The sequence below is a fragment of the uncultured Hymenobacter sp. genome (assembly GCF_964243305.1).
Lineage (GTDB): Bacteria > Bacteroidota > Bacteroidia > Cytophagales > Hymenobacteraceae > Hymenobacter.
This window is the reverse complement of sequence record NZ_CAXTEF010000030.1, coordinates 46,182-55,429: the sequence shown is the minus strand read 5'-3', so window position 1 is coordinate 55,429 and position 9,248 is coordinate 46,182. Positions and strand designations below refer to the sequence as shown.

Annotated in this window: 9 protein-coding genes; 6 read left to right on the top strand and 3 right to left on the bottom strand. The window is 60.6% G+C overall.

Annotation, left to right across the window (positions count from 1 at the left end):
• Both ACFE70_RS15455 and ACFE70_RS15450 read right to left on the bottom strand, forming a co-directional pair.
• On the bottom strand, window positions 1–809 hold an 809-nt coding region (locus ACFE70_RS15455), incomplete at its 3' end, for a RimK family alpha-L-glutamate ligase (RefSeq protein ID WP_375418668.1).
• A 106-nt stretch (window positions 810–915) separates the two neighbouring features.
• A complete protein-coding gene (locus tag ACFE70_RS15450) occupies window positions 916–1,620 on the bottom strand; it encodes an alpha/beta fold hydrolase (protein WP_375418669.1) in 705 nt (234 codons plus the stop codon).
• 153 nt (window positions 1,621–1,773) lie between these two features.
• On the opposite strand from ACFE70_RS15450, the gene ACFE70_RS15445 reads away from it, so the two are divergent.
• Window positions 1,774–3,342 (top strand): alpha/beta hydrolase-fold protein, encoded by a 1,569-nt coding sequence (locus ACFE70_RS15445; RefSeq protein WP_375418667.1) that lies wholly within the window; start codon window positions 1,774–1,776, stop codon window positions 3,340–3,342.
• Window positions 3,343–3,608: 266 nt separating this feature from the next.
• On the opposite strand, the gene ACFE70_RS15440 is transcribed toward ACFE70_RS15445, so the two are convergent.
• Window positions 3,609–3,758, bottom strand: coding sequence for a hypothetical protein (locus ACFE70_RS15440; protein WP_375418666.1), 150 nt, complete (start codon window positions 3,756–3,758; stop codon window positions 3,609–3,611).
• Window positions 3,759–3,817: 59 nt separating this feature from the next.
• Between ACFE70_RS15440 and miaB the strand changes: the two genes are divergently transcribed.
• The 5 genes from miaB to ACFE70_RS15415 all read left to right on the top strand — a co-directional run bounded on the left by miaB (window position 3,818) and on the right by ACFE70_RS15415 (window position 9,247).
• Window positions 3,818–5,254 carry a tRNA (N6-isopentenyl adenosine(37)-C2)-methylthiotransferase MiaB gene (miaB, locus tag ACFE70_RS15435; protein ID WP_375418665.1) on the top strand — a complete coding sequence of 479 codons (1,437 nt, stop codon included), beginning with the start codon at window positions 3,818–3,820 and terminating at the stop codon, window positions 5,252–5,254.
• A gap of 271 nt (window positions 5,255–5,525) precedes the next feature.
• Window positions 5,526–5,747: a type II toxin-antitoxin system HicB family antitoxin gene (locus tag ACFE70_RS15430; RefSeq protein ID WP_375418664.1), complete on the top strand. Its 222-nt coding sequence runs from the start codon at window positions 5,526–5,528 to the stop codon at window positions 5,745–5,747.
• Window positions 5,748–5,773: 26 nt separating this feature from the next.
• Entirely contained in the window at window positions 5,774–7,084 is a 1,311-nt protein-coding gene (locus ACFE70_RS15425) for a sigma-54 interaction domain-containing protein (RefSeq protein WP_375418663.1), read from the top strand.
• Window positions 7,065–7,655, top strand: coding sequence for an LptE family protein (locus ACFE70_RS15420; RefSeq protein WP_375418662.1), 591 nt, complete (start codon window positions 7,065–7,067; stop codon window positions 7,653–7,655). The genes ACFE70_RS15425 and ACFE70_RS15420 overlap by 20 nt, the downstream gene beginning before the upstream one ends.
• Window positions 7,656–7,840: 185 nt before the next feature.
• Window positions 7,841–9,247: a hypothetical protein gene (locus ACFE70_RS15415; protein ID WP_375418661.1), complete on the top strand. Its 1,407-nt coding sequence runs from the start codon at window positions 7,841–7,843 to the stop codon at window positions 9,245–9,247.
• Window position 9,248: the final 1 nt, after the last annotated feature.

Here is a 9,248-nt window from a genome sequence, read left to right as displayed (position 1 = left end):
TCGGCGTCGGGGGCGGGGTTGCCGAAGTCGATAGCCAGCGGAATGCCGTCGCGCACGGCAAACTCCACGGTGTTAAAGTCGTAGCCCAGGCCGTGGTTGAGCTTGAGCACGTAGTCTTTCATCGTGGCCAGGAGCTGCTCGGCGGCGGGGCCGGTGGTTTTCATCTCCGTGTCGTAGCGCAGGTGCGGGGCGTTGCCGGGCGCGTAGGGCATGATGAGCACCTCGTTGCCACCGATGCAGTAGCAGCGGAAGTAGTCGGTAAACTCGACGGCTTCCTGGAAGAGCATTACCAGTTGCCCGGTTTCGTGGTAGGCGCGGAAAAAGTCGTCGGCATTGTCGAGCTTATACACGCTTTTCCAGCCGCCGCCGGAGTGCGGCTTCATGAAGGCGGGGAAGCCGATTTTGGCAAATAGCGCCTCCCAGTTCATCATGTGCAGGTTGCGAAACGATTTTTCGCTCGTGTCGGCGGGCCGCTCGTGGCTGGGCAGCAGCACCGTGCGCGGCACCGGCACGCCCAGCTGCACGGCCAGGGCATTGTTGAAGAACTTCTCGTCGGCGCTCCACCAAAACGGATTGTTGATGACGGCTGTGCCGGTGAGGGCCGCGTTTTTGAGGTAGGCGCGGTAAAACGGCACGTCCTGCGAGATGCGGTCGATGATGACGGCGTAATCTGCGGGCACGTTCTGCTCGACCTCGCTGATGCTGACGAACTCGGCCGTGATGCCAGCGGGCGCTTTTTGATTCACGCGGTCCACGAACGCCTGCGGAAACGTATTTTCCTGACCGAAAAGAATACCGATTTTCTTCATGCTGAAGGGGACTGCGAAGTCCGGTAAAAGTGAATTTAGGAAGGGTTCAGCGGCAAAGTAAAACGCCTTTGCTAAAACTCAGCGCTAAATGGGCGCTACTCTCCAATTAAATAGAATTCAGAAACTGCGGAAACTGGTCGCGCCACACCGGCCAGTCGTGGCCGCCGTGCGGGCGCACGTCGAGGCCGTGGCGAATGCCTTTATGACTGAGAATATCGTGCATCTGCATCGTCGAGCCGAAGCAGAAGTCATCCTGCGCGGTGCCCAGGATGATGTTCATCCAGTGGAAATGCTGATTGTCGGCGCCGGGCATGAATTCCGGCGGGTTGTTGAAATACACGTTCTCGTCGTGGTAGCCGTCGAGAAAGCGGCGGATGTCGAAGGCGGCGCCCATCGTGAATAAGTGCGCGACCTGCTCCGGGTGGCGAAAAGCGAAGTTCAGCGCCTGATAGCCGCCGAAGCTGCACCCGGCGATGCCAATTTTGTCAACATTGCACTCGCGTTGCAGCGCCGGCACCAGCTCCTCGCTCAGCATCCGATCGTACCAGATGTGGTTCTGGATGCGCTGGGCGGGGTGCAGGTGCTTGGCATACCAGCTCAGGCGGTCCAGGCTGTCGATGCAGTAGAGCTTGATGCGCCCGGCGTCGATGAGCGGCTGGGCGGCGGCCACGAGCTGAAAGTCGCGGGCCTCGAAGTGGCGGCCCATCGAAGTCGGAATGACGACCACGGGGTAGCCCCAGGTGCCGTACACGAGCATATCGAGCGGGCCGCCGAGGTGGTGGGAGTAGAACTGGCGGTATTCTTCGGGCACGGGCAAGAAGCAGGGGGTAGGCGGGAGGGGAAGCCGGCGCAAGCAGCGGCAGCGGCGGGCAAGCTAGCAAAAATTCGGTCGTCAAGCTGAACTTATATTTTTTCGTCTTTAAAAACTAACCGGTGCCCGGCTCCGCGCCGTTTATAGGGCGCTATGGAAGTTCCTACCCCCGACCTGGCGGCCGTGGCGGCGCCCACGCTGCTGCGCGACGAGTCGCTAAGCTCTCAGTTTCTGGCCCGGCCCGTGGTGCTCGACGTGCTGTTGCCCCCCGACTTCGACCCGGCCGCCCCCGCGCCCTACCCCGTGCTGTATCTGAACGATGGGCAGGATTTGGCGCGCCTGCGGCTGCCGGCCACGCTCGCGGCTCTCTACCGGATGCAGGCCCTGCGGCCGTTCGTGCTCGTGGCCATTCACGCCTCCGAGTTGCGCATTCAAGAGTATGGCCTGGCCGGACTGCCCGACTACCGGGGCCGTGGCAGCCGCGCCGGTCTATACACTGATTTCATAATCAAAGAGTTGCTGCCCTATACACAGCAGCGCTACCACGTCAGCGCCGCGCCGGGCGAGGCCGTGGTGGCGGGCTTCTCGCTGGGCGGGCTGATGGCCTTTGACCTGGCCTGGCAGCACCCGGCGCACTTTGGCCGGGCGGGCGTGTTTTCCGGCTCGTTCTGGTGGCGCGACCATCCGGTGGGTCCTGGCTACACCGAAGCGGCCCGCCTGGCCCACCGGCGCGTGCGCGCCGGGCAGTTGCACCCCCGGCACCAGTTCTGGCTGCAAACCGGCACCCTCGATGAAACCAGCGACCGCAACGGCAACGGCCTGATTGACGCTGTGGACGACACGCTGGACTTAATCCAGGAGTTGCAGCGCAAAGGACTGAACGTCAACACGCAGATGCGCTACGTGCAGGTCGAAGGTGGGCATCACCACCAGGATACCTGGGGCCGGGTGCTGCCCGATTTTCTGCTCTGGGCCTTCGGCCAGCCCGCGCCCGCCGCCCGGCTGCTGGCCGCGCCGCTGCCCGTGGTGCGCAAGCAGTTTCACCTGCTGCACTCGCCGCCTACGGCGGAGCCTGAAACGGCCACGGCACCTGCTGCCCCCGATTCTCTACCCCCCCTGCCCGCGCCAATGCCCGCGGCTCCAACTCCCGTTACTTCAACTAAGATGCGCCCTGCGGAGTCAGAATACGCCCCCTTCTATGCTGGCTACGTCAACGGCGTTCCGGCCGATGCCGACCCGCTTGCGCTGCTGCGCACCCAGCCCGCCCAGCTCTGGGAGCTGCTGCAAAACCTCTCCGATGAGCAGGCCGGCCAGGGTTATGCCCCCGGCAAGTGGAGCCTGAAAGAAGTAGTGCTTCACCTCGCCGATACCGAGCGCATCTTCGCCTACCGCGCGCTGCGCTTCGCCCGCGGCGACGCCCAGTCCTTGCTGGCCTTCGACCAGGACAGCTACGCGGCGGCTTCGGGAGCCAATGCCCGCTCCATGAGTGACGTGCTGGCCGAGTACGAAGCCGTGCGCATGGCCACGCTGGCCTTGTTTGGCAGCTTCGGGCCTGAGCAGCTGGCGCGCGGTGGCACGGCCAATGGCCACTTCGTTACCGTGCGGGCGCTGCTCCACATCCTGCCCGGCCACGAGTTGCACCACTTGCACGTAATCCGGGGGCGGTACCTGCCGGCGCTGCAAGGCCAACCGGCGCAACATGCGTCCGATATGGCGCGTTAAAAATCCCTACATTTCCAGCCGGTTTTCCTTCACCTTCTACTCCCTCTCATCATGGCTAAAGCCCAGGACGCCCGAAAAGAAAAAAAGAAAGAGCCCACCTTGACGACCAAAGAAAAAAAAGCCGTCAAGGATGAAAAAAAGAAAGCCAAGGAGAGCCGCAGCGAGTAAGCGGCTCACTCGCTGCGGCTGGCAGACAAACAGTAAGTGTCCCAATATCAGCTCCATGCGGCTGACATTGGGGCGCTTATCTTTTTAGCCTACGCAGTTCAGCTTTTGCCAATGCCGTTTTTGCGCCCGGTTGGCGGCCGTTTCCGGCTGAGCAGGGGGGTAGGGAAATAAAGTGGAGAAAGCCGGTTGCGGCGGTGGTTGAGCCAGGCGAAAAATGGACGGGAAGACGTGTAAAATTTGGCTGCCATTCTGTCATCCGGGTTTTGAGCTTCGTATCTTTGTTCTTCGCTCCTGAGTTCGCGAAGCAATGTCCCAGCCCATCCTGACCCTTGATTTTTTAGATATTCCGGCCCCTACCCCGGAGGCTGCGCTTAGCGCTGAGGTGCGCGTCAGCCCGGCCACGCGCACCGGCCGGCAGCGCAAGCTCTACATCGAGAGCTACGGCTGCCAGATGAATTTTTCGGACTCCGAAATCGTGTCCAGCATCTTGTTTGACGAAGGTTTCGACACGATTGACACCCTCGAAGGCGCCGATTTGGTTTTGCTCAACACCTGCTCTATCCGCGAGAAGGCCGAGCAAACCGTGCGAATGCGCCTGAGCCAGATAAACGGCCACAAAAAGCGTAACCCCGGTCTGCTCGTAGGCGTGCTCGGCTGCATGGCCGAGCGCCTGAAAGCCAAGTTCTTAGAGGAAGAAAAGCTTGTGGACCTGGTAGTGGGTCCCGACGCCTACCGCGACTTGCCCAACCTCATCCGCGAAGTCGATGGCGGCCAGAAAGCCGTGAACGTGCTGCTCAGCCGCGAGGAAACCTACGCCGACATTACGCCGGTGCGCCTGAACTCCAACGGCGTGTCGGCCTTTATCAGCATCATGCGCGGCTGCGACAACATGTGCTCGTTCTGCGTGGTGCCTTTCACCCGCGGCCGGGAGCGCAGCCGCGACGCCCACAGCATCCTTCAGGAAGCCAGCGACTTAGTAGCGGCTGGCTACCGCGAAGTAACCCTGCTTGGCCAGAACGTGGACTCCTACAAGTGGGCCAGCGCCGATGGCGCCGAGCACGTCAACTTCGCCCAACTGCTGGAGCGCGTGGCGCTGGTTTCGCCACAACTGCGGGTGCGCTTCGCCACCTCGCATCCCAAGGACATCACCGACGAGGTGCTCTACACGATGGCGCGGCACCGTAACATCTGCAAGTTCATTCACCTGCCCGCGCAGAGCGGTAACTCACGCATTCTCAGCCTGATGAACCGCACCTACGACCGGCCCTGGTACGAGGCGCGGGTGGTGGCCATCCGCCGCATTCTCGGCGACGACTGCGCTATCTCGACCGATATGATTGCCGGTTTTTGCTCGGAAACCGAAGCCGAGCATCAGGACACCAAGAGCCTGATGGAGCACGTGCGCTACGACATGGCTTACATGTTCTTCTACTCCGAGCGCCCCGGCACGCTCGCCGCCCGCAAGCTCGCCGACGACGTGCCGCTGGAAACCAAAAAGCGCCGCTTGCAGGAAATCATCGACTTGCAGCAGCAGCACAGCGCCGAGCGCAACGCCCGCGCCGTGGGCCGGGTGCACGAAGTGCTGGTCGAGAACTTCTCCAAGCGCAGCCAGGAGCACCTCAGCGGTCGTAATAGTCAGAACCAGGTTGTCGTTTTCCCCAAGCTAAACTTCCGGAAGGGCGACTACGTGCAGGTGTTCGTGCATTCGAGCACGGCCAGCACGCTGCTGGGGGAGGCAGTATGAGTCAGCGTCAGAAGCTATTATCTGTACTACTGAGTGCCCGGAGCGACAATAATTTAAATTTTGAGGCGCTCCGCAATTTACTGCAATCATTAGGCTTCGCGGAGCGTGTTCGGGGTAGCCATCATACTTATACGAAGACTGGAATTGAAGAAATTATTAATCTACAACCCGCTCCAGGCGGCAAAGTGAAGCCTTATTAGGCCAAACAGATTCGAGAATTGCTTATTCGCTGCAAATTGGTCGGTGGCGAATAGCATAAACCAACTTTAAAATGCAGGAAGCTACCTTATATCCCATCATCCTATTCTGGAGCGAAGAGGATGCTGCTTTTATTGCAAAAGTACCTGATTTGCCGGGCTGCTTGGCCGATGGGGCTACTCAGGCCGAAGCGCTAAGCAATGTCGCTCTCATCATCGATGAATGGCTGATTACCGCGCGCGAGTTAGGCCGACCTATTCCCGCCCCGCGCCAACGGCTGCAACTCGCGGCCTAAGTTTCCCTCACTCTGTTGCTTTTCCCTTGACCCAGCAAGAAATTCAATCCATCAAGCAGCGGTTCGGCATTATCGGCAATGCGCCGGCGCTGAACTATGCCATTCAGGTGGCCGCGCAGGTCGCGCCCACAGATATGACCGTGCTCATTACCGGCGAAAGCGGGTCGGGCAAGGAGTCGTTCTCGAAAATAATTCACGCACTTTCGCCGCGCAAGCACGGACAGTTTATTGCCATCAACTGCGGCGCTATTCCCGAAGGCACCATTGATTCGGAATTGTTCGGGCACGAAAAAGGCTCATTTACCGGCGCTAACGAGGCGCGCAAGGGCTATTTTGAAGTCACGAATAGTGGCACTATTTTCCTGGATGAGATTGGGGAGATGCCGCTCGGCACGCAGGCGCGGCTGCTGCGGGTACTGGAAAACGGCGAATTTATTCGGGTGGGCTCCAGCAAGGTGCAGAAGACTGACGTGCGGGTGGTAGCGGCCACGAACGTGAACCTGCTCACCAACGTGCAGAACGGTAAGTTCCGGGAGGATTTATATTACCGGCTCAGCACCGTGCCCATCTCGGTGCCGCCGCTGCGCGAGCGGGGCGAGGATATCTACCTCTTGTTTCGCAAGTTCACGGCCGACTTTTCGGAGAAGAACCGGGTGCGGCCTATCAGCCTGACGCCCGACGCGGTGCAGCTGCTCACGCGCTTTCGGTTTCCGGGCAACATCCGGCAGCTCAAGAATATAGCCGAGCAAATCAGCATCCTGGAGCTGGAGCGCGAAGTGGACGCGCGCCGCCTCGCCACTTACCTGCCGGCCGAGCAAACCAGCCGCTTGCCCATGCTGCTGGGCTCCGGCACCGAAGGCCTGACCACCACCGGCGCCACGAGCTACTCGGAGCGTGACCTGCTCTATAAAGTCCTGTTTGACATGCGCCGCGACATGACGGACCTCAAGAAGATGGTGCTGGAACTGGCCGGGGCGCCCCGGCCCCACGAGGCGCAGGAACTGCTGCGGCAGAACAGCCATTTGTTTGCCTCAGCCGGCGTCAGCACGTCTTATGATGACGCGCCCACGGCCGACTATTTCTTATCTGCTTCCCCGCCTGGCACCCTGAGCGTGGACCCTACCCCCGCCTACGCCGATGAAGAGGCGCAGCGCGTGGAGGATATCACCCACGAAACCGAAGAGGAGACGTTATCCTTGGAAGCCAAGGAAAAGGAAATGATAATCAAGGCACTAAAAAAGCACCACAACAAGCGCAAATATGCGGCGCATGATTTGGGTATTTCTGAGCGCACGCTGTATCGTAAATTAAAGCAATATGACCTCGAACAAGCTTAAGGATAGCTGGTCACTGGCCGGCAAATCGGCTTTCAGCAGCAGGAGAGTTGGCGTTAGCGCTGTGCTTATTAGGTTAATGATGAGCTTTTTACTGCCGCTGTCGAGCTGTAGCGTTTATTCTTTTTCAGGAACAAATATTGACCCGACCGTAAAGACGTTCTCTATTCAAACAATTCAGAATAGTACGTCGCTGGCGCCCTCCTTTATATCGCAGCGCTTCACCGAAGATTTAAAGGATTATTTCCAGCGCAACACCACGCTCAAACTCGTGCCGCGCGATGGGGACTTGCAGTTTGACGGTAGTATTGTGGCGTATGACTACGCGCCGGCGGCCATTCAAAAGGTTGATAATGTGGATTTGGCGGGCTCGAACCGGCTTACTATTCAAGTGAAGATTCGGTTCACCAATACCAAAGACCCCAAACAGGATACTGACCAGACGTATCAAAGCTTTCGGGATTTCTCCTCGACACAGGATATTGCGGCGGTTAATAACGACCAGGTGGGCATTCGCCGCATTACCAATGATATTATCACCGATGTTTTTAATAAATCGGTAGCTAACTGGTAAAAGTTAATTTCCTGACGGCTTAATTTTATCACTGGCTGTGTTCGGAGTTCGGGCCTTTGGCAGCTGGAGGGGGGTAGGGACTGGGGGCCAGCGGCTGGTTAAGTCTTTTTGCAGTAACGTTGCCGCCCCATGTCGCCTGCTCTTCTCATACGCTATGAGACGGCGCTTTGCTGTCCTGTTTTTCCATGACCCGCGCCGCCCTGCTGCATCTGCTTGATTCTCCCGCATCCATATCGGCCGCGGCCGTGCAGGATTTAGAGCAGCTGGCTCAGGCGTTTCCGTATTGCCAGACGGCGCACCTGCTGCTAGCCAAGGCGGCGCACGACCAGGGCAGTATGCTGGCCGGCCAGCGCTTGCGGCGGGCCGCCACCTACGCCACCGACCGCCAGTTGCTGCGTCAGTTGCTGGCGCAGCCGCCGGCCGCCGCGCCCGTTGCAGCCAGTGTCAGCAGCGCTCCGGCGGCGCCAAGTCTGACAGTTGAATCAGCTCTGGTAGTTGAGGAAGCCGTGCTGGCAGCCGACGCGGCCGAGCCAGCAGCATTAGCCGCTGGGCTGGAGCCAGTGGCAGAGGGGGTAGGAACTGAAACGGCTGCTCTGGCGGCCGAGCCGGCGGAAGAGATTGGTCACAGCCCGCACGCGGAAACCGCAGCAGGTGACGCACCTGACAATAACGCCGAAGAAGGGGCGTCCGCTGGTCCGCCGGAGGTTGGCCTGGCTTCCGTGCCGCCGCTCACGGAGGAGGAGGCGCCGGCGCCGGCCCGCGTCGCGTCCGAATTGTTGGCCGACTTGACTGAGGCTATGCCGGCAGTAGGAGCGGAGCCAGAACCAATAGCGGAGCCAGCAGAAAGCGTCCACGCCGCCCCAGTTATTGCCGCGCCGCCGGCCGCCGCGACAGACGAGCCCGCCGAACCCGAGGCGGCGTCCCTACCCCCCATTCGCCCGCCCGCCGAGGCCGGAACGGCCCGCTTTGAGTTCGGACTGAGTGCCCCGGCCCTGGAAGCAGAGTTTACTTCGTACCAGTTGGCGGAGCTTCCGGCGGAAGAGCCCGTGGTGTTCACCGCGAGTCGTCCGGCGCCCGTCCCGCCGGAGCCCGGTCCCGGTGCCTTCCGGGGTGCCGACGACTTAGCGTATGCGCTGGGCGGCGGCAGCCGGCTTGGCTACGCCCTGCAAGCTGCCTTACCGGCGGCCCCGGTTGCGGATGTGGATGTGCCCGGCACCACTTTGCCACCGGCGGGCGAGTTTTTTGCGCCCGATGCGCTGCTGCTGGAGCACCTGGTCAACCAGCCGCCACCAGCCCCGCCGGTGCCGTCGTCGCTGGATTTGATTGACTCGTTTTTGCGCCGCGCGCCGCAGCGGCGGCGGGGTATCGTGACCTTGCTCACCGTGCCCGAACAGGCCGACCTGTCGATGCGCAGCACCCGCGCCGAGCCTGATTTGGCTTCCGAAAACCTGGCCCGTATCCTGGCCGGGCAAGGCAAGACGGAGCGCGCCATTGCCGTGTATAAGCTTTTAATGGTGCGCCAACCGGAAAAAAGCGCGTACTTTGCGGTTCAAATTGACTTGCTGCGCAATCCGCCTACCCCTTCTTCCTAGC

What these genes read in the sequence shown, in the direction of transcription:
- ACFE70_RS15445 (WP_375418667.1), top strand. Translation starts at nt 1,774, where the DNA reads ATGGAAGTTCCTACCCCCGACCTGGCGGCCGTGGCGGCGCCCACGCTG.
- ACFE70_RS15440 (WP_375418666.1), bottom strand. Translation starts at nt 3,758, where the DNA reads ATGGCAGCCAAATTTTACACGTCTTCCCGTCCATTTTTCGCCTGGCTC.
- miaB (WP_375418665.1), top strand. Translation starts at nt 3,818, where the DNA reads ATGTCCCAGCCCATCCTGACCCTTGATTTTTTAGATATTCCGGCCCCT.
- ACFE70_RS15430 (WP_375418664.1), top strand. Translation starts at nt 5,526, where the DNA reads ATGCAGGAAGCTACCTTATATCCCATCATCCTATTCTGGAGCGAAGAG.
- ACFE70_RS15420 (WP_375418662.1), top strand. Translation starts at nt 7,065, where the DNA reads ATGACCTCGAACAAGCTTAAGGATAGCTGGTCACTGGCCGGCAAATCG.
- ACFE70_RS15415 (WP_375418661.1), top strand. Translation starts at nt 7,841, where the DNA reads ATGACCCGCGCCGCCCTGCTGCATCTGCTTGATTCTCCCGCATCCATA.